Annotated in this window: 19 protein-coding genes; 7 read left to right on the forward strand and 12 right to left on the reverse strand. The window is 52.9% G+C overall.

Annotated elements, in window-relative coordinates; all coding sequences use genetic code 11:
• Window positions 1–90 precede the first annotated feature (90 nt).
• On the reverse strand, window positions 91–1,041 hold the full coding sequence (queG, locus tag AWR27_RS05015) for a tRNA epoxyqueuosine(34) reductase QueG (RefSeq protein WP_077130182.1): 951 nt from the start codon (window positions 1,039–1,041) through the stop codon (window positions 91–93).
• 203 nt (window positions 1,042–1,244) lie between these two features.
• Between queG and AWR27_RS05020 the strand changes: the two genes are divergently transcribed.
• From AWR27_RS05020 to AWR27_RS05030, 3 genes are all read left to right on the forward strand, one after another.
• Complete coding sequence (locus AWR27_RS05020; protein ID WP_077133809.1) at window positions 1,245–1,850, forward strand: nucleotide exchange factor GrpE; 606 nt, start codon at window positions 1,245–1,247, stop codon at window positions 1,848–1,850.
• A gap of 85 nt (window positions 1,851–1,935) precedes the next feature.
• Window positions 1,936–3,099 (forward strand): molecular chaperone DnaJ, encoded by a 1,164-nt coding sequence (gene dnaJ, locus AWR27_RS05025; RefSeq protein WP_077130183.1) that lies wholly within the window; start codon window positions 1,936–1,938, stop codon window positions 3,097–3,099.
• A 9-nt stretch (window positions 3,100–3,108) separates the two neighbouring features.
• Entirely contained in the window at window positions 3,109–3,636 is a 528-nt protein-coding gene (locus AWR27_RS05030) for a 5' nucleotidase, NT5C type (RefSeq protein ID WP_077130184.1), read from the forward strand.
• 76 nt (window positions 3,637–3,712) lie between these two features.
• On the opposite strand, the gene AWR27_RS05035 is transcribed toward AWR27_RS05030, so the two are convergent.
• The 6 genes from AWR27_RS05035 to aroQ all read right to left on the reverse strand — a co-directional run bounded on the left by AWR27_RS05035 (window position 3,713) and on the right by aroQ (window position 8,070).
• The gene (locus AWR27_RS05035; protein ID WP_077130185.1) at window positions 3,713–4,519 is read right to left on the reverse strand and encodes an acyl-CoA desaturase; all 807 of its coding nucleotides are present in this window, start codon (window positions 4,517–4,519) and stop codon (window positions 3,713–3,715) included.
• Between the two features lie 105 nt (window positions 4,520–4,624).
• Window positions 4,625–5,284, reverse strand: a complete 660-nt coding sequence (locus tag AWR27_RS05040; RefSeq protein ID WP_077130186.1) for a DUF4159 domain-containing protein — start codon at window positions 5,282–5,284, stop codon at window positions 4,625–4,627.
• Entirely contained in the window at window positions 5,281–5,973 is a 693-nt protein-coding gene (locus AWR27_RS05045; protein ID WP_077130187.1) for an RsmE family RNA methyltransferase, read from the reverse strand. Before AWR27_RS05045 ends, AWR27_RS05040 begins: the two co-directional genes overlap by 4 nt.
• A gap of 3 nt (window positions 5,974–5,976) precedes the next feature.
• On the reverse strand, window positions 5,977–6,558 hold the full coding sequence (locus AWR27_RS05050; protein ID WP_077130188.1) for a MarC family protein: 582 nt from the start codon (window positions 6,556–6,558) through the stop codon (window positions 5,977–5,979).
• Entirely contained in the window at window positions 6,542–7,570 is a 1,029-nt protein-coding gene (locus AWR27_RS05055) for an aminotransferase class V-fold PLP-dependent enzyme (RefSeq protein WP_077130189.1), read from the reverse strand. Before AWR27_RS05055 ends, AWR27_RS05050 begins: the two co-directional genes overlap by 17 nt.
• A 68-nt stretch (window positions 7,571–7,638) precedes the next feature.
• Window positions 7,639–8,070 (reverse strand): type II 3-dehydroquinate dehydratase, encoded by a 432-nt coding sequence (aroQ, locus tag AWR27_RS05060; protein ID WP_077130190.1) that lies wholly within the window; start codon window positions 8,068–8,070, stop codon window positions 7,639–7,641.
• A gap of 11 nt (window positions 8,071–8,081) precedes the next feature.
• Between aroQ and xerD the strand changes: the two genes are divergently transcribed.
• Entirely contained in the window at window positions 8,082–8,990 is a 909-nt protein-coding gene (gene xerD, locus AWR27_RS05065) for a site-specific tyrosine recombinase XerD (protein ID WP_077130191.1), read from the forward strand.
• A gap of 398 nt (window positions 8,991–9,388) precedes the next feature.
• Here the strand turns inward: xerD and gloA2 are convergent, their stop codons facing one another.
• Together gloA2 and AWR27_RS05075 are read right to left on the reverse strand one after the other, a co-directional pair.
• On the reverse strand, window positions 9,389–9,778 hold the full coding sequence (gloA2, locus tag AWR27_RS05070; RefSeq protein ID WP_077133810.1) for an SMU1112c/YaeR family gloxylase I-like metalloprotein: 390 nt from the start codon (window positions 9,776–9,778) through the stop codon (window positions 9,389–9,391).
• Window positions 9,778–9,972, reverse strand: coding sequence for a hypothetical protein (locus AWR27_RS05075; RefSeq protein WP_077133811.1), 195 nt, complete (start codon window positions 9,970–9,972; stop codon window positions 9,778–9,780). The genes gloA2 and AWR27_RS05075 overlap by 1 nt, the downstream gene beginning before the upstream one ends.
• 524 nt (window positions 9,973–10,496) lie before the next feature.
• On the opposite strand from AWR27_RS05075, the gene AWR27_RS05080 reads away from it, so the two are divergent.
• Together AWR27_RS05080 and AWR27_RS05085 are read left to right on the forward strand one after the other, a co-directional pair.
• Window positions 10,497–13,064, forward strand: coding sequence for a TonB-dependent receptor (locus AWR27_RS05080; RefSeq protein WP_077130192.1), 2,568 nt, complete (start codon window positions 10,497–10,499; stop codon window positions 13,062–13,064).
• A 96-nt stretch (window positions 13,065–13,160) separates the two neighbouring features.
• Window positions 13,161–14,633 (forward strand): phytoene desaturase family protein, encoded by a 1,473-nt coding sequence (locus AWR27_RS05085; RefSeq protein WP_077130193.1) that lies wholly within the window; start codon window positions 13,161–13,163, stop codon window positions 14,631–14,633.
• 197 nt (window positions 14,634–14,830) lie between these two features.
• Here the strand turns inward: AWR27_RS05085 and AWR27_RS05090 are convergent, their stop codons facing one another.
• The 3 genes from AWR27_RS05090 to AWR27_RS05100 all read right to left on the reverse strand — a co-directional run bounded on the left by AWR27_RS05090 (window position 14,831) and on the right by AWR27_RS05100 (window position 18,975).
• Window positions 14,831–15,661, reverse strand: coding sequence for a transglutaminase family protein (locus AWR27_RS05090; protein WP_077133812.1), 831 nt, complete (start codon window positions 15,659–15,661; stop codon window positions 14,831–14,833).
• Window positions 15,662–15,736: 75 nt separating this feature from the next.
• Window positions 15,737–16,474 carry a proteasome-type protease gene (locus tag AWR27_RS05095; protein WP_077130194.1) on the reverse strand — a complete coding sequence of 246 codons (738 nt, stop codon included), beginning with the start codon at window positions 16,472–16,474 and terminating at the stop codon, window positions 15,737–15,739.
• A 125-nt stretch (window positions 16,475–16,599) separates the two neighbouring features.
• Entirely contained in the window at window positions 16,600–18,975 is a 2,376-nt protein-coding gene (locus AWR27_RS05100) for a DUF11 domain-containing protein (protein WP_232325978.1), read from the reverse strand.
• 391 nt (window positions 18,976–19,366) lie between these two features.
• Here AWR27_RS05100 and AWR27_RS05105 point away from each other — a divergent pair, with 391 nt between their 5' ends.
• The gene (locus tag AWR27_RS05105) at window positions 19,367–19,861 is read left to right on the forward strand and encodes a hypothetical protein (protein ID WP_077130196.1); all 495 of its coding nucleotides are present in this window, start codon (window positions 19,367–19,369) and stop codon (window positions 19,859–19,861) included.

Here is a 19,861-nt window from a genome sequence, read left to right on the forward strand (position 1 = left end):
GGGTGTTAAACGAATTAAGTAACCCGTTGTTACATGCGTAACAAACCATAAGCGAAACAGGTTTATTTAATCTGTAGCCTTACTATAATTTTAATCTTCTATTTCTTCTCTATCTGGCTGATTGAAGGCTACGTTTCGTTTCAAACCCTCTAATTTGGTGCGTTTCACCGCCGACCGCCGGAAAATTTCCCGAAACACATCTTCTGTAATATCTTCCCAATCACGTTTCGAGAACGTAGTCAAGTCATGATGGGGCGTAAAAGCAGGCGTTTGGTGCGGGCGGGCAAACCGGTTCCAGGGGCAAACATCCTGGCAGATGTCGCAGCCGAATATCCAGTTTTCAAATTTGCCCTGTACCTCATCGGGAATGGCTTCTTTTAACTCAATCGTGAAATACGATATGCATTTGCTGCCATCCACCACGTAGGCATCCACAATAGCATCGGTCGGACAGGCGTCGATGCAGCGGGTGCAGGTGCCGCAATAGTCGGTAATGGGGCCGTCGGGTTCGAGTTCGAGATCGAGAATCAGTTCGCCGATGAAGAAAAATGAGCCAATCTGCCGGTTTATCAGGTTCGTGTGTTTGCCAATCCAGCCCACGCCTGCCCGTTTTGCCCAAGCTTTATCCATGACCGGGGCCGAGTCGACAAAGGCCCGCCCGTTTACCTCGCCAATTTCGTCGTGAATAAACGCCAGTAACTGTTTCAGCTTATCTTTCAGCACGAAGTGATAGTCTTCGCCATACGCGTATTTCGATAGTTTATAGTCGTCTTCGCCTTCAGGAAGCCGTTGTTCGGGATAGTAGTTGAGCAGCACCGTTACGACCGACTTGGCACCGTCGACCAGCAAACGCGGATCAAGCCGCTTATCGAAGTGGTTGGCCATGTAACTCATCTGCCCGTGCATCCCGTTTTTAAGCCAGGTTTCGAGGAGCGGGGCTTCTTCTTCCAGAAAGTCAGCTTTGGCAATGCCGCAAAAGTCGAATCCCAGCCGCGTAGCTTCGGCTTTTATCAGTTGGCTGTATTTTTTTAAGGGCAACACGGATTCAACGGATTATGCGGATGTACACAGATTTTATTTTATAGAACAACAACGGAAATGCCGAAAAAATCCGTGTTTATCCGTGACATCCGTACAATCCGTGTTGCCCTTAAATTATGTCAAGTTGGCAGAAAAACAGGAATTGGCCGGGGTTTTGCCCATCTTTGCACATGAATTTCTGGAAGCGAACACGCGATTCATTCATGGAAAATAAAGACATTTTGGACGAGCAATCGTCTGCCGACACATTGCAACCTGACAACCTGACAACGGAAGTGCCCAATGACGAAGAGGCCATTAACATCAACGGTGGCGAACCGGAGACTGATGAGCCAGTTGCAGACGACGCGCAACCCGTTGCGGAAACTCCGTCGGCTAATCAGGAAATTGCCGAATTGAAAGATAAATACCTGCGGCTGTACGCCGATTTTGAAAACTTCCGTCGGCGCACGGCCAAAGAAAAACTCGACCTCATCGGCAATGCCAACGAAGGGCTGTTGCAGGCTCTGATTCCGGTGGTCGACGACTTTGAACGGGCCATGCTGTCGATTGAAAAAACCGACGATATTGCTGCCATAAAAGAAGGCATCGCGCTGATTTACAATAAACTCTTTAAGACCCTCGAAACCAAGGGTCTCAGGCCAATGGTCTCGAAAGGTGAACCATTCGACGCCGACCTGCACGAGTCTATTACGCAGTTTCCGGCCCCAAGCGAAGACTTGAAAGGTAAGGTGATCGACGAAGTTGAAAAAGGGTATTTTCTGAATGATAAAGTCATTCGGTTTGCGAAGGTTATTGTAGGCAGCTAATTGAATGGCTGACTGATTGACTGGTTGAATTATCACTACGAGTACCATTCAATCAGTCTATCATTCTACCATTCAAAAAATAGATATGGCAACGAAGCGCGATTATTACGAAATATTAGGCGTTGACAAGAACGTCTCGGCGGACGATTTGAAGAAAGCTTATCGGAAGATGGCAATCAAATACCACCCCGATAAAAACCCCGACGACCCCACCGCCGAGGAGAAATTTAAGGAAGCCGCCGAAGCCTACGACGTGCTGAACGACCCCCAGAAACGGGCGCGGTACGATCAGTTCGGTCATGCCGGTTTAGGCGGTGCGGCTGGCGGTGGCTACGGCCCCGGTGGTCCGACAATGGAGGATATTTTCAGCCAGTTTGGCGATGTCTTCGGCGACGATTCGCCGTTTGGCAGTTTCTTCCGGGGAGCCAACGGGGGAGGACAGCGTCAGCGCGTTCGGCGTGGCTCCGACCTGCGGATTAAGCTGAAACTTAACCTTCAGGAAGTTGCCAACGGTGTTGAGAAGAAAATTAAAGTAAAACGCCACGTTACCTGCACAACCTGCGGAGGTAACGGCTCGAAAAACGGCACTGCCGTGCAGACCTGCGGCACTTGTAGCGGCACCGGGCAGGTACGTAAGGTAGTGAACACCATGCTCGGTCAGATGGTATCGACCAGTACCTGCCCCACCTGTAACGGCGACGGTAAGATTGTGACCGACCGTTGCGAGGTGTGTTTTGGCGAAGGCCGCGTATTGCAGGAAGATGTTATTCCGCTGAAAATTCCGGCTGGCGTAGCCGAGGGCATTCAGCTATCGGTGGGTGGCAAAGGCAATGTACCACCACGCGGGGGCGTTGCCGGCGATCTGCTCATTGTAGTTGAAGAAGAAGAAGACGCTGACCTGAAGCGCGATGGCAACAACGTGGTGTTCGACCTGTACGTAAACTTTGTCGATGCGGCTGTTGGCACCAGTGTTGAAGTGCCAACCATCGACGGAAAGGCGCGTATTACGCTCGATGCCGGTACGCAGAGTGGTAAAATTCTGCGGCTGAAAGGCAAGGGTATCAAAGAATTAAATGGCTATGGCCGGGGCGACCAACTCGTACATGTAAACGTCTGGACACCCAAAGCACTGTCGTCGGAAGAGCGTGTACTGCTGGAGCGGTTGCGCAATTCGCCAAATTTTCAGCCCAAGCCGAACAAGAACGAAAAAGGCTTTTTCGATAAAATGAAAGACTTTTTTCACGGTTAACAAATCTATATGAAGCAACGCATTGCCATCGACATGGATGATGTCATGGCCGATACCCACGCCAAGTTCATTAAGCTGTATCTGGAAGGCGAAATGCCCCGCTACACGCTCGAAGAATTGAAAGAAAAGTCGTTCCACGAACTGTTCGATGCCGATGAATACCGGGCGTTGTCGAGCCGGGTGTATGAGCCGGGGTTCTTCGCTGATATTCCGGTAATGGAAGGCGCGCAGGACGTTATTGCCGATTTGATGCAGAAATATGAGGTATTCGTGGCATCGGCAGCTCAGGAGTTTCCAAACTCACTGCGCGAAAAATGGGATTGGCTTCAGGTGCATTTTCCGGCTATTTCGTGGCGGAACTACATTTTCATGGGCGATAAAAGTGTGCTTAATACGGCTTATCTGATTGACGACATGCCGCGTAATCTACGCACCTTTCAAGGCCACGGCCTGCTGTTCGATGCGCTCCACAACCGCGATGATAATCAGTTTCAGCGGGTAATGTCGTGGCAGGACATAGCGAAGGTGCTGCTTTAATTTGCGTGTAATTGCGGGTTTCCACCCGCGTTACTTAACTAACAAAAAATCCCCGGAGCGTTCCGGGGATTTTTTGTTATGCTTCGATTTCCTGCTCTTTGGCCCGGTCGTGGCCGACTTCCTGCTGGGCTTTCTTCGCTTCGGCGGCTGGCCTGAGCCGAACGATATGTAGTTTGTGAAGAATAGTGATGAGCGGGTAGGTTGGGTCGAATTCAAACCATTTCGCGCCGAAGTTGGCGGCATTAGGGCGTTTGTGGTGGTTGTTCTGGAACAGTTCGCCCATCATCACTACATCTAAAATCAGCGAGTTTTTCGACTTATCCTGGTTATCGAAATTGGCGTAGCCGTATTTGTGGCCGCTCCAGTTGATGATGGCTCCGTGAACGGGTCCCATTACGAAATGCACCGGCAGCAGGAAGAAAAACGCCCAATGCATGTCCAAATAGACGTAAGCGAAAATGTAGAACAGGCTATACAGAATACCCCATCCGGCCCGCGAGAACCACGAGTCGCCCACTTTTTCGATGAACTGCCATTCTGGGTAATTCCGGTCGAACTGGCGTTCAACGGCCTGTGTGCGGTGCAGCACGGCGTTGTAAATATTTTTCGTTTGCCACATCATCGTGAAGATATTCTTCGTATGGTGGGGCGAGTGCGGGTCTCTCGGGGTATCGCTGAAGGCGTGGTGCATCCGGTGCAGCACCGCATACGCGCGGGGGCTGAGGTACGACGAACCCTGCGAGATATAGGTCAGCATATAAAAGAACCGCTCCCAGAACTTGCTCATAGAGAACATTTTATGCGCTGAGTAGCGATGCAGAAAGAACGTTTGGCAAAACAAAGACAAGTACCAGTGTGCGACAAAAGCAGCCAGAACAATCACAAGAGCAATAGATTAAAAGGTGAACACGCGATTACAATGAATACGCCTACAATACTAACGAATTTTTAGCGCTTCTGGCTTCTTCAAGCCAAAGAATCTACTAAATTAGTTGGTTGTTGTAGCATATTGCAACAGGTTAGCTCCCATGCGCAGGGCTTGCTGCCGTACAGGCTCAGGGTCGTTGTATACGCTTTGGTCTTCCCAGCCATTGCCGAGGTCGCACTCAAAGCTGTAAAAACAAATTAATCGTCCCTGATAAATCAAACCGAACCCCTGCGGAGCCTTGCCGTCGTGCTCGTGTATTTTGGGCAGGCCGGTGGCAAACTTAAACTTCTGCTGATACACCGGGTGGTTGAATGGCAGTTCGACAAAACTCAGTTCGGGAAATACTTTCTTCATCTCACGCCGGATAAACTTATCCATGCCGTAATTATCATCGATGTGCAAAAAACCGCCCGACAGCAGATACCGGCGCATGTTACGGGCGTCGGCGTCGGTAAACGACACGTTGCCGTGGCCGGTCATGTGCACAAACGGATAGCCGAAAATATCGGGGCTACCCGGCTCCACAATGTCTTCTTCAGGAAAGATGTTCATGCGCAGGTTGGCGTTGGCAAACTTAATCAGGTTTGGCAGCGAGGTTTTGTTGGCGTACCAGTCGCCCCCACCGCCGTACTTGAGCTTGGCAATTTTATACCCGTACTGCGCGCTTACAGTGAGAAGTGAACAGTGAAAAATGAACAGTGTGATCAGTAACTTTCTCATAGGTTTAAAAAGTTTAGCATCTGGCAGGCTGTCAGGGCGGCTGTTTCGGTTCTGAGTCGGGTGGGGCCGAGCGTGATCATGCTGAAGCCGTCAGCGATAGCCTGTTGAATTTCTGTCGCCGAAAAATCGCCCTCAGGTCCAATCAATACTGTGTACTGCCCTCCCGGTTTAGCCGCCTGCACCAGATGCAGGGGAGGCTCATCGGTAGGCAGGTGCGCCAGAAATCGCTCCCCATCGACCACTGTTTTCAGCAACTCCGTGTACGAGACGGCGTCGTCGAGTTGCGGCAGGTAGCTTTGGAGCGACTGCTTCATAGCGGCAACGGCAATTTTTTCGATCCGCTCCAGCTTCACTACGCGCCGTTCGGAATGCTGTCCGAAAAAAAAGCTGATGCGTTCGATTCCTACTTCCACGGCTTTCTCAACAAACCACTCGATCCGGTCGATGTTTTTCGTTGGTGCCACACAAATGCGCACTGAAAAGGAGCGCGGGGGCGTAGTAATCGTGTCTGTAACCCGAAACGCGCAACGTCGGGCATCGGCCTGAGTAATAACGGCCAAATGCCGGTTTCCGTGTCCGTCGGTCACGGCAATGGATTCGCCAGCCTGTAGCCGCAGCGTTTTAACGGCATGGCGCGAATCGTCTTCACTAAGTAGGTTAACCGAGTCGGGTTGGTAAAAGAGGTGCATCGTTCAGAAGTCGGCAATCAGATTGGTTTTAAGAAGTTTAATGGCGATTGCCAGCAAAATGATACCGAAAATTTTACGCAACACAGCCAGTCCACCCGGTCCGATGCGATTCTCGAGCCATTCGGATGATTTCAGCACTACATAGACCAGAATCAAATTGATAACTATACCGATAATAATATTTACTGTCTGATACTCAGCTCGTAGCGAAATGATGGTAGTCAGCGTACCGGCTCCGGCAATGAGCGGAAACGCGATAGGAACAATGTGTGTGGCCCCGCCCCCCGCTTCTACTTCGGATTTGAAAATAGTACGTCCCAGAATCATTTCCAGCCCAATCAGGAAAATAATCAGGGCACCCGCAACGGCAAACGAAGCTACATCGACGCCAAATAATTTCAGAATGCGCTCGCCTACGAATAAAAACGATACCATAAGCGCACCCGATACGACGGTAGCCCGCTCCGATTCAATTTTGCCTACTTTCTTACGCAGGTCGATAAGCACTGGCAGCGAGCCAACAATGTCGATGACCGAAAATAAAATGAGCGTAACCGAAATGATTTCTTTAAAACTGAGTGTCATGCTTGTAGCTACGCAAAAATGCCTGTAACTGTTCAATCTCGACGTCGGTAATGGCCGGGAAATTGGCGATACGAAAGGTTGTGTTTTTCCAGTCGCCGTAGCCGTTGCCCAGCGTGATGCCCGCCTGCTGTGCGGCTGCTTTCACAGCATTGATGTCGACTTCGGGGCCTTCAACGGCAATGACCGTGTGGGAGCGGGTGGCCGGGTCGTTTATCAGCAACCGGAACGGCGATTGGGCCATGTCCTGCTCAAAAAAAGTGTACCAGTTAGCGGCCCGGCGTTTGGTTTGGACATCGATGTCGGCAATGGGTAACACCTGCTCCAGCACCCGCATCAGGCAATAAATACCCAATCCGTTGGGCGTGTAGGGCGTCTGGAATTTGGCGAAATTCTCGTGCATGAACAGCAGACTGTTGTAGTGCGCATCTTCGCCAATTTCTTCGGCCCGGCGAAGGGCAGCGGGCGAGTATACCAGCACGGCCAGCCCGGCGGGCAAACCAAAACATTTTTGCACCGACGCAAACCAGACATCGGCCAGCGTCCAGTCGAATGTTATGCCCGCCATGCTCGACACGGCATCGACCGCAATCAGTGCCGAAAAATCGCGCCGAAATTCGGCCAGCGCATGCATACTTACCTGCGTACCGTTCGATGTCTCGTTTTGTACGATACAGAGCGTATCGGCTTCGCTCAGACTCGTGGGTGGTTTGATGCGGTAAGCGTACTCGGCCCACTTTTTGCCAAATGCGCCATTATACGGGTGCAAACTCGCCTGCGCCGTGAGCGACTGCGCCACAATCTCCCAGCATTCCGTAGCCGACGACACAAAGGCGATGTGGTAATGAGCCGGAATCGCAAGCTTTTCGTGTAATAAGCGGATGGTTTCCCGAACAATCGCCATAAAGCCCGCACTCCGGTGATTCAGACTCACCACTCCCGACCGCACGGCTTCAGCCGCATAATCGGCCACCTGTGGGTACACTTTCGAGGGGCCAGGGTAAAACGTTATCATGGATAGTGATGAGTGATGAACGATGAACGATAAGTGATGCGTATTGGCAACGTTAGTCTATTCATCACTTATCGTTCATCATTCATCACTAAAAAACGTATTGCCAATTCGTATCCTTTCAGCCCCAAACCCACAATCACGCCTTTGCATTTGGCCGAAAGATAGCTGTGGTGCCGGAACGACTCGCGGGCGTGAACGTTGCTGATATGCACCTCCACAGCCGGAGCCGTAATCGCCGACAGCGCATCGGCGAGGGCAATCGAGGTGTGCGTAAGGGCACCCGCGTTAATCACGATACCGTCGACGGTGAAGCCGAGTTCATGAATCTTATCGAGCAGTTCGCCTTCGTGGTTTGACTGAAAATAGCGTAGTTGCAGGTCTGGAAACTGCGCTTCGAGCGTTTTCAGGTAATCGACAAACGAGCGATTGCCGTAAATATCGGGTTCGCGCCGACCCAGTAGGTTCAGGTTCGGCCCGTTGATGATGAGAATCTGTTTCATAAGATAAGCCTATGTGGCAAAGTTATATAAACGCCTTCAAGAACTACCTCAAACTCGAACGGTCGCTGGCCGAAAATTCGGTAGAAGCCTATCTGCACGACGCCGAAAAACTGCACGAGTACATCCTGCTGACCAACCCGGCCCTGACGCCCATGCAGGTGGCGGAAAAAGAGTTGATGAATTTTCTGAAATATCTGGGCGAACTGGGCCTGTCGGCGCAAAGTCAGGCCCGGATGCTGTCGGGTTTGAAATCGTTTTTCAAATACCTCCTGCTCGAAAACCTGATTCAGCACGACCCAACGCAGTTGCTCGAATCACCGAAATTAGGCCGCAAACTGCCCGATACGCTTAGTTTCCCCGAAATTGAAGCCATGCTTGCAGCCGTTGACCTCTCTACTCCCGGCGGCACCCGCGACCGGGCCATCCTCGAAGTGCTGTATAGTTCGGGCCTGCGCGTGTCGGAACTGCTCAACCTGCGCCTGACCAACTGCTTTTTCGATGCCGGATTTATCCGGGTTCTTGGTAAGGGCGATAAGGTGCGGTTGGTTCCCATCGGGCAGGACGCCATGCACTACACGCGCCAGTATGTTGAACACGTGCGGAGTCAGCTACCCGTGCAAAAAGGCGATGAAGACACTATTTTCCTGAACCTGCGCGGGAGTCAGCTTTCGCGCGTGTCGGTGTTTACAACCATTAAAAAACTGGCCGCTGAAGTCGGGATTCAGAAAACTATCAGCCCACACACGTTCCGGCACTCGTTTGCTACGCACCTCATCGAAGGTGGAGCCGATTTGCGGGCCGTTCAGCAAATGCTTGGCCACGAATCCATCACCACCACCGAAATCTACACCCACCTCGACCGCGATTATCTCCAGCAGACGCTGAAAGAGTTTCACCCCAGGGCAAGAAGGGGGTTTTAGGGTTGTAAGGTTGTAAAGTTGTAGGGTTATAGGGTTGTAAAGTTGTTGGCGTACCTCATGCGTGCGGAGCAACTCTACAACTCTATAACCCTACAACTCTATAACTCAAAAAAAGTCCCCGCTACCGAAACCGACAGCGGGGAGCCTGAAGTTAACTAACCCAAAACTACATAAGAAACAATATCGCAATAACAGTCAACGGCGTATCGAACCGTAGCACTTCTACGCCTTCGGTATGAAACGTGATGGTTTTGCATTGATAATGACGCCATCGCCAAACTCGGCGTGGCAAACGCGCGAACCAATACCCAGTAGAGTTGTCATAACAGGTGAATGGTGTTTGTTACTTTAGAACAAACGTCGTGCCAAATCCTGCTCGCGTCGGGTATGTGTCTGGCTCAGCTTTCGTACAATTCGAGGGGCAGACCGTCGGGGTCGGCGAAGAAGGTGAAGCGTCGGCCCGTGTGTTCATCAATCCGAATCGGTTCAGTCTGAACGCCCTGCCCAGTCAGGTGCGTTACGGCTGCGTCGAGGTCGGGTACGGCAAAGGCCAGATGGCGCAGGCCCGATGCTTCGGGGCGCGACGGTCGTTGGGGCGGGTTGGGAAACGAGAATAATTCGATCTGGTACTGGCCGCTCACGCACAAATCCAGCTTATACGATTGCCGTTCGGCCCGGTACACTTCCTGCAAAATGGTTAAGCCGAGTATGTCGGTATAAAATTGTTTCGACCGTTCATAGTCGGAACAGATAATGGCAATATGATGGATATGGCTAAGTTGCAGCATCATTTTTTGGGTAACAGCAGCGTATCATTTGCTACGGAGTCAGTAACGACGCCATCGCGTTTGAATGCCCGTTCGGCCTGTTTCCGTTTATTCCAGGGGGCTGTGGTCTGGCTTGCCATATCGATGGTAACTAAAATAACCAATGCTGTGAACAGCACAAAAACAGCGATAAAAATGCGACGATTCCGATTCATGTTATCAGTAATAATACCAATTTGACGTTGCATTGCAGGTGGCTGACGCAGGTGGAGACGCAAAGGGTTCATGGCTGACGCATGTGGCTGACGCAGGTGGAGACGCAAAGGGTTGCGTCTCTACGCCGGATGGTCACCTGTAGAGACGCAACCCTTTGCGTCTCTACACGCGCCAGCCACCTGCGCCAGCCATTACCCCGTTGCGTCAGCCATTCGCCACACCTGATTCAATCTCGTATACGCTCCAAAACTTGCTCGGCAAAGATAGCGAACGATCTCCCCGATGCTGAAATAAAATCCTACGCTCCTCGCCTGAGACAATAATTGCACGGTCTACTATTGATCGTTGGCCGTTCTGATAACGGTTCTCGCTAAAATTTATCACTGAAAATTTGGAAGGAGATACGATTTGGGCCTTTATTTGCAAATCCTACTAAGTCAATAGATTATAAGTACTTATAGTCTATCCAACACCGGGACTACTACGGCTTATACGGACGAACAAATTAACTCAGGTTTATTACATGAAACAGTTTTTCACTACAGCATTCCTGATTACCGCCTTGCTTTTACCGCTATGGCTATCGGCTCAAAATGCCCCAGTTATCAATGCTACCGTAACGGGGAAAGTTATTGACGCCCGCACGGGCAAACGTCTGGTTGGCGCAACGGTCACTATAAAAGGAACCACCAACGGTTCGGCCACCGGTCAGAACGGTCAGTTTACGCTCATTACGGGCCAGAAACTACCTTTTACCATTCTTGTCTCTCACGTGGGCTACCAAACGCAGGAAATCGTGCTGGCGCAGGATGATGCCGAAATCAGGCTGATAGAAGGAGCTACTCAACTCGACGACATCACCATCACCTCGCGTCGTCGGCAGGAGTCGGCTCAGGACGTACCCATTCCGATTTCGGTTGTCCGGGGTGCTTTGGTCGAAGATGCCGGGGCTTTCAACGTCAATCGGCTGAAAGAACTCATTCCTTCCGTACAGCTTTATTCGTCTAATCCGCGCAATACTACATTGAACATCCGGGGGCTGGGTTCGACATTCGGGCTGACCAACGACGGTATTGATCCGGGCGTGGGCTTTTACGTCGATGGCGTTTATTACGCCCGCCCGGCAGTTACGGCACTCGATTTTGTAGACATCGAGCAGGTAGAAGTGCTGCGTGGGCCGCAGGGTACATTGTTTGGCAAGAATACCACCGCCGGGGCGTTCAATATCACCACCCGCGCAGCCAGTTTTGTGCCGGGAGCCACTTTTGAGGTAAGTTATGGCAACTACAATTTTGTGCAGGCGAAGGCATCTATCACCGGGCCGATTACCCAAAAATTAGCCGCCCGTGCGTCGTTTTCCGGTACGCAGCGCAACGGTCTGCTAACCAACATCCGTACCAATCAGTCGGTTAATACGCTCAACAACCTCGGCTTTCGGGGACAGTTGCTGTACACCCCGTCCGATAATGTTCGGCTAACGCTCATCGGCGACTACACCGACCAGCAACCGAACGGCTACGCGCAGGTAGTGGCTGGCGTTGTAACGACCCGGCGGGCAGCGTACCGGCAATTCAATAACATCATCGCCGATCTGGGATATACACTGCCCAGTACCAATCCCTTCGACCGCATTATTGACCACGACACCCCGTCGAAAGCCAACAACCAGTTGGGTGGCGTGTCGCTCAACGCCGACGTCAGGATCGGCGCGGGCACACTGACGGCAACCTCGGCCTGGCGATACTGGCTCTGGGGGCCGCTCAACGACCGCGATTACATTGGCCTGCCCGTTTTCTCTATCTCTGCCGCCAACTCCAAACACGATCAGTGGTCGCAGGAAGTTCGCTATGCCGGAACGATTTCTCCGCGATTGAGTGGTGTGCTGGGCGTGTATTATTTATATCAGGATTTGCAGTCAGACCCCGTACAGACCGAAGAGGCTGGTGCCGCGCAGTGGCGGTTTGCCCAAAGCTCGACCAGTGCGCTCTGGAGAACGCCCGGTTTGTTCGATGGCTTCGGCATCCGCACCACCAACCGGCTCCGTAGCACCTCTGCTGCCGTATTTGCCCAGGCCGACTGGTCTATCAGCAATAAACTGCACGTGCTGCCCGGCATCCGCTATAATTACGACAAGAAGATTGCCAACTATAAGCGCGAAACTTACGGGGGGCTGCAAACCACCGACCCGGCGTTGCTGGCTCTGAAAAATGCAGTGTATACCAATCAGGCGTTTGACACAGAAGTGGATGAAACCAACTTTTCGGGCCAGTTGACGCTGCAATACAAAGCCAGTAGTCGCCTGAATGCCTTCGGTACTTTTTCGGTGAGCTACAAGCCGGTAGGGGTTAACATCGCTGGTTTGCCCACCGCCAACGGGCGCGTGTTACTCGAACTGGCCCGAGTCAAACCCGAGTCGGTACGGCACTACGAGTTCGGCGTGAAATCCAGACCTACGCCCAACTCCACGCTGAACGTAGTTTTTCATAACTCAGACATCAGCGACTATCAGACACAGGTACAAACGCCGGAGCCGGGCGTGAACCGGGGTTACTTGGCCAATGCCGAGAAGGTGCGGGTGTTTGGCCTGGAGGTAGATGGTACCATCCGGTTTGGTAACGCGCTGTCGGTATATGGCTCGATGGCCTACACTAACGGAACCTATGTGTCATTCACCAATGCGCCGGTGCCACTGGAAGAAACTGGCGGAGAGCGAGCTTTCAAAGATATTTCAGGAGGTGAGCTGCCCGGTATCTCCAGATGGGCCGGTTCATTAGGGGGCGAACTGAGCGGAACCGGTAAATTTCTGGCGCAGGATGGCCGGTTCTTTCTGGCTGCCGATGGCTACTACCGCTCGTCGTTCTCTTCCAGTCCATCGCCCTCGCAGTTTCTTAACATTGACGGATACGCGCTGGTTAATGCCCGCGTAGGATTTCGGGCGTCGAACGGCACTTCAGTCTTCATCTGGAGTCGTAATCTGCTGAACCAGAATTATTTTGAGCAGTTGTTACCCGCCCCCGGTAACGCCGGCCAATACGGGGCCGTGCTGGGCGACCCACGCACCTACGGCGTGACGCTGCGGTATTCGTTCTGAACCGTATTCCGGTTTATCTGACACATTGGACAGTCTGGCGCAGGCGTTGCCGAACGTCTGGCTGTCCAACGGGTGTTGACTCATTAAAAACCGGTGATGAAAAGTAGCGGGAAGCAATACGATGTGGTAGTGGTGGGTTCCGGGCCAAACGGTTTGAGCGCAGCCATTGTGCTGGCACGGGCCGGGTTGTCGGTGGTGGTGATGGAGGCCAGACCTACCATTGGCGGAGGAACGCGGTCGGCAGCGTTGACACTCCCCGGTTTTGTACACGACATCGGCTCTGCTATTCACCCGCTGGCGGCTGGCTCGCCTTTGTTTCAGCGTTTGCCGCTGGCCGAACATGGTCTCGACTGGATTTACCCACCTGTGGCAGCGGCCCACCCGTTTGAGGGGGGGCGGGCAGCGTTACTGACGGGTTCAGTACTCGAAACCGCCGAACGGTTAGGCGATGATAAGCAGGTGTATCTGAACCTGTTTGAGCCGATTGTACGGCACTGGCCCACGTTGCTGCCCGACGTGCTGGGGCCACTGCGCTGGCCGAATCATCCGCTCGACCTGGCCCGCTTCGGCCTGAACGCGCTCCTGCCCGTTACTCAACTGGCCCGACGCTTTAAAACATCCGAAGCGCGGGGGCTACTGGCGGGTATGGCCGCTCATGCCATTCAGCCGCTGACCAGCCCGACTACCTCGGCTATTGCCCTGGTGCTGATGGCGGCTGGGCACCATCAGGGATGGCCTATGCCTAAAGGTGGTTCTCAGGCTATTGCCAACGCTCTAAGTGGCTACCTTCAGTCGCTGGGCGGAGAAATTGTGGTAGATCGGCCCGTGCGGTCGCTGGCCGACATGCCCAAAACGCGGGTTGTGCTGTTCGACCTGACGCCGAAACAAATCCTGCAAATTGCGGGCGACCGCCAGGCTCCGCTCCGCTTTTCGTGGCTTTATCGAAAACAGCTTGAAAACTACCGCTACGGTCCCGGTATCTTTAAAATCGACTGGGCTTTAAACGAGCCGATTCCGTGGGCCAGTGCCGATTGTGAGCGGGCGGGTACGGTACACCTCGGCGGCACACTGGAGGCCATCGTGCAAGCCGAACAGCAGACCTTCGATGGCGGGCATCCCGCCCAGCCTTACGTGTTGCTGGCTCAGCAAAGCCGTTTCGACCCAACGCGGGCACCGGCAGGTCGGCACACGGCCTGGGCTTACTGCCACGTTCCAAACGGCTCAACTGTCGATATGACAGAACGTATCGAACAGCAGGTAGAGCGATTCGCACCCGGCTTCCGCGATTGTATTCTGGCCCGCCACACCATGAATACAGCAGAAATCGAGGCATGGAATCCCAATTATGTGGGGGGCGATATCAACGGCGGCATTCTCGACTGGCGGCAGCTTTACACCCGACCTACGTTGAGTTTGTCGCCCTATCGAATGTCGGAACCGGGTCTGTTTATCGGCTCGTCGGCCACACCACCGGGCGGGGGTGTTCACGGCATGTGCGGCTACCACGCGGCTCGCGTTGCGCTGCGTGACAGTTTCGGGAAAAGCGTACCGCCTGATTTAGTTTTTTGATAATGCTAAACAGAACAGTCTATGGCTGACGCGAGGGAGACGCAACGGGTTGATGGCTGACGCGAGGGAGACGCAAAGGGTTGCGTCTCTACGCCGGATGGTCACCTGTAGAGACGCAACCCTTTGCGTCTCCATGTGCGTCAGCCACCAACCCGTTGCGGCTCCACCTGCGCCAGCCCAGCCATTCGCCGGGAAAATTATGCAAAAACCAGTTCTGACCGTAGGGTTGAGTTGGCCTGGCCTGAATACGTACCGCTAATTGGAGCTGCCAGTTCGGGTTTGGCGGTAGATGTCAGGAAGATGTGGCGATTCACCACAACCGAGCCTTCGGTGGGGTCGAAACCGCGCCAGCCTGCACCGGGCAGATACACCTCGGCCCAGGCATGAAGCTGATGCTCCTGTTGGGGATTGCCCAGCAAATAACCGCTGACAAACCGGGCTGCAATGCCCAAACTCCGGCAGGCTGCCATAAACAGCGTCGTGTAATCGCGGCATGAGCCAGACCGCTGCATGAGCGTTTGTTCGGGCGGAAAAGGTTTTCCTTCCTCCCGAACCTGATACGTGAATGTTCGGATGGTCTGATTCAGAACCATTAAAAACGTTGTCGTTTGCCAGTCGGCACTGGCCGCAAGCTGCCGCGCCCACTGCTCGATTCGCTCCGACACCCCGGTGCGGTCAAGATAAGGCTGCAAAAGGTCGTAGTCGTTCTTGGGGTATCGAAACGGAACGCGCTGTGTATCAAAGGGGAACAACACAAAATCAAACGAGTTGAACTCCTCGGAATTCATCTCAATATCAACTGTCACACGGAGGTGCGTAGTGGGTTGATTGATGTAAACCAACTGCTGCACATTTCCCTCTACGTCTACGTTCTGAACCACTTTCGATGGTTGCGGGTCAATAATCAGATCGTAGCGAAGCAGTTGCTGGTATGGATATGTTCGGGGATACAGGTAAAGCGTTTGGGGTCCCAATACCACAGGCTGGTCATATGTGTACTCAGATTCATGCCGAACGTGAAGGCGCATAGGGTAGTGATGAACGATGAACGATGAGTGATGAGTGGCTGGCGCGTCAGCAAACCGTTCATCATTCATCGTTCATCACTCTTTTTCAGCGTTTACTTTATCGAAAATGGGGTCCATCCAGTAAGTTGGCAGCTTTCGGACGGAGTTGCCCAGTAGCGCACTCCATTGATGGGAGACCTCGTCCATGTCTTCTTTTTCGAGCCGGTGTTCGGTCATATGGAAGCTGTCTTTAGGATAAACGACCACATCTAACGGGTAATCGACGTCATTGGCACTGACGCGGGTGGCATCGAACGCCAGAAACCCAATTTTAAGTGCTTCCTGCATACTGGTCTCATACGACAGGTTGCGGAAGAGAAGCGGTTTTCCGTAGCCCGAATTCCCGATGATGCGGAACGGAGCACCGTGGTCTACTTCTACCCAATTACCTTCCGGGTACAGCAGAAACAGCTTATGCTCGTCGTCGTCTTCCAACTGCCCGCCCACAATAGCGTTCAGGTTGAAATTCATACCACTCGCTACAATCGCTGCTTTGTCTTCCTGTGCTACCCGCCTGACCTGTTCGCCAAACGCATTGACGGCTTTGTAGAGCTTATTGAACGAACGATCCCGCTCGTCGAGCACTTCCTGAAAATACGTGATGGCTTTGTCGCGTACAGACCGCAGCCCAGACGTCATGATAAATAAGGTGTGATTTTCGACCTGATGAACGGATATCTTTCGGTTCGATGACACCTCCGACCCCGACGTTAATCGGGTATCGGCAATAGCTACTAAGCCTGAGCGAACTTTAATGCCTAAACAATACGTCATTCTGTACAGTGGGTGAAGAGCCGGTTGTCTGCCGAACAAATATATAGATTGCCCCGTGTTTGTACGTCCCTCCGCTTGTTTTTATCCGTAAATAGTTGTTAAAAAATTGGTAACTCACCAGATTATCAGTTGGTTATTCTGACTACAATTACGTTTGCATCGTCTTCACCGTTGGCAGCTCCGTTGCCCGGTTGAGAGTCGGTGTCGGGTTGACCCGACGAACTGATCTGCGCCATGCCGGTCAGCGTACCCGCCGTGGTGGCTCTGGCAACGAAACTAAGACTGGCAAACTGCCCCGGAGCCAGACTGGTTATGGTGCCACTAACCAACTGACCATTGGCTGCCATGCCCGTAGTAGAGGAACTGAATACCAACCCGGCAGGCAGTGTATGCTGCACGCCAATACCCGTTGCAGATAGCCCTCCGCTGTTGCGCACCGTGAGTGTAAACGTGATGAACTGGCCTACCTTCACTACCTGAACGTTGCCGCTGGTATGCAAACTCAGATCAACTTTGGTGGGGTCGGGTGTTGGTTGATTACTCTGAACAGGGGGTAGTGCAGCCTGATTGGGGTTGGGCGAAGCAAACACTGCCGACGAACTGCCTGGGCGAGTGCGCAGGTCAGCCGTGGCAGCATCGTCCTGGCCGTCGGCGGTGCCGGTAGCTGGCTGACTGTCGGGGTCTGGATTGGTAGTGGCTGTCAGTTCAGCCGCATTCCAGTAGGTTCCGGCGGCTGTCAGGCGGGCTATGTATCGGCGGCTTACCTGCTGCCCGCCAGCTACCACTGGAATGGTGCCGCTCACGATATTATTGGCCGCTGTCAGGCCGTCTGCTGAAGAAACAAAAGACAGATTTCCCGGAAGCCGGTTCTGAAGCGTCACGGACCTGGCATCGCAGCCACTTTCATTGCGTACGGTAAGCGTATACGTAACGGTATCACCCATCGCAGGTGTTCGGCGGCTAACGCTCATGGCGAGGCTCAAATCTGCACCAGCCAGCGCAACGGTTCGGCTTGCCGGGGCCGACAGGCATCCGTAAACTTCATTCTCGGCCTGAACGCTATACGACCCGGCACTGGTAACAGTAATCGACGACCCCGCTGCGCCCGTGTTCCAGCGGTTCAGCCCGGTATAGGAAGACGTCAGACTCAGACCGGCAGCCAGGCAAATATCGCCCGACCCGCTGGCTGTTATGGTAGGCGTAGCGGGCCGAACCGTGGCAGGCACCTGTACGGCGGGCGGAAATACGTGCTGGTTTTGTGCATTGCGCAACCGGGCCGAGTAGAGGCCGGTTCCAACACTGACAGACGAGCTGCTGGCACCGTTGGTCCAGATATACTCCGAGTAGCCGCCGGGCTGGGTAAGCGTGAGCTGATTACCCGAGGCACAGGTTAAACTGACCAACGGTTGTGGCTGCGCCAGATACGGCGTAATTGATTGCAACATACTGTTGGTGATAGCATTAGCCCATAGTTCGCCCGCCCGCGCCTGCCCCGATGGCGAGTAATGAATACCGTCGGGGCGTTCGGCCAGCGAAGTGATATTGTCGAGATCGGGACCCTGAAAGGTGCGGTAATTGGCCCGGTTGATGACCTGCGACTGCGCCGACCGAACGTTCTCAAATGGCCCGCCCACAAACGAAGACAGTGCCACAATCCAGGCCAGGTTGGGTTTGTTGAATTCGGTTCTCGATTTGTCGATGACGCCGTAATGGTGGGTCAGAATGTCGGTTGTCGAGTTACCCCGGTCGTTCTCACCATGTTGCAATAACATGGCCCGTATGCCCGTGGCCGGTACGTATAACCCCATCAGATTGCGGACGTTGGCCCACGGCATACGAATCGGGTATCTGACAAAAGAATGATCAAAGGGAATATCGTAGGCCGCCTTGTAGTTGTACTCCATGTTGGTGCCACCAAAACCAGCATTGTAGAACAGTACGGGTACATTGATGCGCTGTACCAGCAGGTCGCCCATACGACCCCACAGCCACGGTACGCTGGCAAAGGGCGATATGGTGGCTCCGGTCTGCAACTTTCGGAAGTCAAGCCCGGCCAGAAAACGCGGATTTGCCGTGTTGAAATACTGGTCAATTTCGGGCGAGGGAAAATTGAACGGAACAGCTATCACGCGGTCGTCGGTGGCGCCCGCCATTGTGGGGCATTGATCAACGCCGTTGACAAAACAGCTTGATCCCTGTGCGTTCGAGTGGCCCACAATAGCAAACACTTCGCCTACGCCAAAGCGATCAAGCGAATCGGTTGCCACGACCTGCCCGTTTTTCAGTCCGCGCACATTGATCTGATACCAGCCGCCACTAACGGGTACTATACCGTTGAACTGCCCATTGACTGGGTTTGCCTGAAGCAGTCGCCAGTTGGTAGTTGTACCCTGCCCCGCCACGCGTGCCACAAACCGGACCTCTACCGCATCGAGCGGCTGGGCATAACTTCCGGCTACCTGAACGCTGGCCTGATTACTATTGTCGCGCTGAATCACCATCCGGCTCAGAGGATAAGTGAGTTTGATCTGGCCTAATGAGGGAAAAGAGTGGGTGAGGAGTGCAGGTACATAGAGAAGGATACATATTCTCAAATGTACAGGTGTAAGTGTATTCATAGTTGAATAAATTGATTTGTTAATATTGACTTACTTCGTCACCACGTTGCAATATCTGGCTTTATACGTTTCTACGAGATGAAAAATAGACAAATTATCGCGTGTAACGACTAAACGGTCTGTTCGTCAGACTCCGGTCGCGCCAACCTCGTTGAGGATGACTATTTCTATTCCTATGGTAAGTGCAGGAGTTTTCGGTAATTGGGTTTGTTTTTGGGAAACGATTCTGTTACTTTGTCTTACCGAAGGAGATTAACCCTTTACCCGTTTGGCGATGAATTTTGACGACGAAGACGACGACGATAGCTTTATGGATTGGGACGGCTTCGATGAGGATTACGATCCTGAAGAAACCCGCGCCGAAATGGAAGCTGAAAACCGGCGTATCAAAAACCTGCCGATTTTGCGGAAGGCGAATGAATTGATGGAACTCACGCAGGCCATTGTCGAGACGATCAATAAGGAAGAAGACGTACTGATGATGCATGAGCAGATGCTGGCGAATGCTATGATGCTGGCTCCCAAAATTGTGGGTGCCGAAGGGGGCGATTTGTATACGCTCCGCATGGAAAACGCTGTCATCATCAAAATGCACGCCCGCGAGTTACTGGCGCAGACATCGTACTGCAAAGCCGAAAAACTCGCTGAACCCGCCTACCTGAACGTACTTCGCGACGAGATCGAGCAGTTTCGGTTATTATTTGTCGACTGGGTCAACGGGTTTGATAAAGATAACGATGCACCTGATGACTGGGGCCTTTTCTACTAA

It is taken from the genome of Spirosoma montaniterrae (genome assembly GCF_001988955.1).
Classification (GTDB): domain Bacteria; phylum Bacteroidota; class Bacteroidia; order Cytophagales; family Spirosomataceae; genus Spirosoma; species Spirosoma montaniterrae.

Coding starts and splice junctions, on each gene's coding strand:
- aroQ (WP_077130190.1), bottom strand. CDS start 8,070: ATGAAACAGATTCTCATCATCAACGGGCCGAACCTGAACCTACTGGGT.
- AWR27_RS05020 (WP_077133809.1), top strand. CDS start 1,245: ATGGAAAATAAAGACATTTTGGACGAGCAATCGTCTGCCGACACATTG.
- AWR27_RS05050 (WP_077130188.1), bottom strand. CDS start 6,558: ATGACACTCAGTTTTAAAGAAATCATTTCGGTTACGCTCATTTTATTT.
- AWR27_RS05080 (WP_077130192.1), top strand. CDS start 10,497: ATGAAACAGTTTTTCACTACAGCATTCCTGATTACCGCCTTGCTTTTA.
- AWR27_RS05105 (WP_077130196.1), top strand. CDS start 19,367: ATGAATTTTGACGACGAAGACGACGACGATAGCTTTATGGATTGGGAC.
- AWR27_RS05090 (WP_077133812.1), bottom strand. CDS start 15,661: ATGCGCCTTCACGTTCGGCATGAATCTGAGTACACATATGACCAGCCT.
- AWR27_RS05100 (WP_232325978.1), bottom strand. CDS start 18,975: ATGGTGATTCAGCGCGACAATAGTAATCAGGCCAGCGTTCAGGTAGCC.
- AWR27_RS05040 (WP_077130186.1), bottom strand. CDS start 5,284: ATGAGAAAGTTACTGATCACACTGTTCATTTTTCACTGTTCACTTCTC.
- AWR27_RS05045 (WP_077130187.1), bottom strand. CDS start 5,973: ATGCACCTCTTTTACCAACCCGACTCGGTTAACCTACTTAGTGAAGAC.
- AWR27_RS05075 (WP_077133811.1), bottom strand. CDS start 9,972: ATGAATCGGAATCGTCGCATTTTTATCGCTGTTTTTGTGCTGTTCACA.
- AWR27_RS05055 (WP_077130189.1), bottom strand. CDS start 7,570: ATGATAACGTTTTACCCTGGCCCCTCGAAAGTGTACCCACAGGTGGCC.
- AWR27_RS05085 (WP_077130193.1), top strand. CDS start 13,161: ATGAAAAGTAGCGGGAAGCAATACGATGTGGTAGTGGTGGGTTCCGGG.
- dnaJ (WP_077130183.1), top strand. CDS start 1,936: ATGGCAACGAAGCGCGATTATTACGAAATATTAGGCGTTGACAAGAAC.
- gloA2 (WP_077133810.1), bottom strand. CDS start 9,778: ATGCTGCAACTTAGCCATATCCATCATATTGCCATTATCTGTTCCGAC.
- AWR27_RS05095 (WP_077130194.1), bottom strand. CDS start 16,474: ATGACGTATTGTTTAGGCATTAAAGTTCGCTCAGGCTTAGTAGCTATT.
- AWR27_RS05030 (WP_077130184.1), top strand. CDS start 3,109: ATGAAGCAACGCATTGCCATCGACATGGATGATGTCATGGCCGATACC.
- xerD (WP_077130191.1), top strand. CDS start 8,082: ATGTGGCAAAGTTATATAAACGCCTTCAAGAACTACCTCAAACTCGAA.